Raw genomic sequence first — 2,097 nt, forward strand, 5'->3', positions numbered from 1 at the left:
TGCCGGTGCCGTACGTGGTGTTCGTCCATGCAACGTCGCGTGCCGACAAGCAATGGCCGGACGCCGCATGGATCGAGCTCGGCCAGGCCCTCGTGCGGCGCGGCGCGTCGCTCGTGCTGCCGTGGGGCAACGACGCGGAACGCGCGACCAGCGAGCGGCTGGCCCAAGCGTTCGGCGCGGCGGCGATCGTGCCGCCGAAGCTGTCGCTGCCGGCCGTGGTCGGCCTGATCGACGGTGCGGATGCGATCGTCGGGGTTGATACAGGTCTGGTTCACATCGCGGCCGCGCTGAAGCGTCCGACGGTCGAACTGTACAATTTCGCGACGGCCTGGCGGACCGGCGGCTACTGGTCGCCGAACGTCGTCAATCTCGGCACGGCGGGGCAACCCCCGTCGATCGCGCAAGTGAAGTCGGCGCTCGCAGGCTTCGGTCTCCTGTAACGCTGTCACACGCGCGAACCCACGCGAACCGAACATGAGCGAATCCCAGATCATCGAAGTCCCGTCCGCCGACTGGAGCGGACACAACCTGTCGGCGCCGCGCGAGCAGCTGCTGGCCGCCGTCGAGGAAGGCAAGGTGCTGTATTTCCCGCATCTGCGCTTCGCGATCGAAGGCGGCGAGGAAGCGCTGCTCGATCCGGCGCTCGCCGACCCGAAACGCAAGAACATCAGTCTCGCGCCGAACGGCGGCGCGCTCGCCGGCGTGCTCGGCGACAGCGTCACGCAGTCGGCGGTGCGCGCGCTCGTCGCGCGCTTCCAGCAGCAGGCCGGCACGCTCGTCGACGGCCTCTTTCCCGAATACCGCGGCAAGCTGCGCGTCGCGCCGACGAGCCTGCGCCTGATGCAGGTCGAGACGCGCCAGACGTCGTGGCGCAAGGACGACAGCCGGCTGCACGTCGACGCGTTCCCGTCGCGGCCCAACTACGGCGAGCGCATCCTGCGCGTGTTCACGAACGTGAACCCGGCCGGCGTGCCGCGCGTGTGGCGCGTCGGCGAGCCGTTCGAGGACGTCGCGAAGCGCTTCCTGCCGCACATCAAGCCGCAGTTGCCGGGCGCCGCATGGCTGCTGAACCTGCTGCACGTGACGAAGTCGCCGCGCAGCGCGTACGACCACCTGATGCTGAACCTGCACGACAGCATGAAGGCCGATCTCGACTACCAGAAGACGAGCCCGCAGGAGACGATGCCGTTTCCGCCCGGCTGCGTGTGGATATGTTTCTCGGATCAGACTTCGCACGCTGTGATGTCCGGCCAGTTCATGCTCGAACAGACCTTCTTCCTGCCGGTCGACGCGATGGTGCGCCGCGAATGCGCGCCGCTCGGCATTCTCGAACGCCTGAAGGGCAGGGCGCTGGTTTGAGCGCGCCTCTTCTCCGTTGCAACATGAGGGTCGCCGCATGCTGAGGGTGATCTATCGCGCGCTGTGGTGGCTCGTCGCACCGATCGCCGTCATCCGGCTTTACGTACGCTCGCGCAAGGAGCGCGGCTATCGCGAACACATCGGCGAACGCTTCGGCCACGTGGCGGGCCGTTCGCGCGACGACCGTGCGCCGCTGATCTGGGTGCATGCGGTATCGGTCGGCGAGACGCGCGCGGCGCAACCGCTGATCGACGCGCTGATGCATGCCCGCCCCGATGCGCGCATCCTGCTCACGCACATGACGCCGAGCGGCCGCGCGACCGGCGAACAGATCTTCGGCGATCGCGTGCTGCGCTGCTACCTGCCGTACGACATGCCCGGCGCGGTGCGGCGCTTCCTGCGCGCGTGGCGGCCGACACTCGGCCTCGTGATGGAAACCGAGGTGTGGCCCACGCTGATCGACGAGTGCCGCCGTGCGGACGTGCCGCTGGTGCTGACCAATGCGCGCATGTCCGCGCGTTCGTTCCGGCGTGCATCGAAGTTCGGCGCGGCGACGCACGACGTGTTCGGCGGCTTCTCGCGCGTGCTCGCGCAGAGCCCGGCCGATGGGGAGCGGCTGACGTCGCTCGGCGCGCGCAACGTGACCGTGCTCGGTAATCTCAAGTTCGACATGACGACGCCGCCGGAACTCGCGGCGCGCGGCCATGCGTGGCGCGAGGCGATTGGCGCGCGGCCCGT

Annotated in this window: 3 protein-coding genes; all 3 read left to right on the plus strand. The window is 69.0% G+C overall.

Features of this window, described 5'->3' with window-relative positions; genetic code table 11:
* Nucleotides 1-440 (plus strand): glycosyltransferase family 9 protein (locus tag G3N99_RS38850; RefSeq protein WP_277396496.1); only part of this gene is annotated, 440 nt, incomplete at its 5' end.
* 34 nt (nucleotides 441-474) lie between these two features.
* The gene (locus G3N99_RS38855) at nucleotides 475-1,359 is read left to right on the plus strand and encodes a Kdo hydroxylase family protein (RefSeq protein WP_085039638.1); all 885 of its coding nucleotides are present in this window, start codon (nucleotides 475-477) and stop codon (nucleotides 1,357-1,359) included.
* 37 nt (nucleotides 1,360-1,396) lie between these two features.
* On the plus strand, nucleotides 1,397-2,097 hold a 701-nt coding region (locus tag G3N99_RS38860), incomplete at its 3' end, for a 3-deoxy-D-manno-octulosonic acid transferase (RefSeq protein WP_206125046.1).

It is taken from the genome of Burkholderia sp. Ac-20392, from assembly GCF_017104585.1.
In the GTDB taxonomy this organism is placed as follows: Bacteria; Pseudomonadota; Gammaproteobacteria; order Burkholderiales; family Burkholderiaceae; genus Burkholderia; species Burkholderia lata.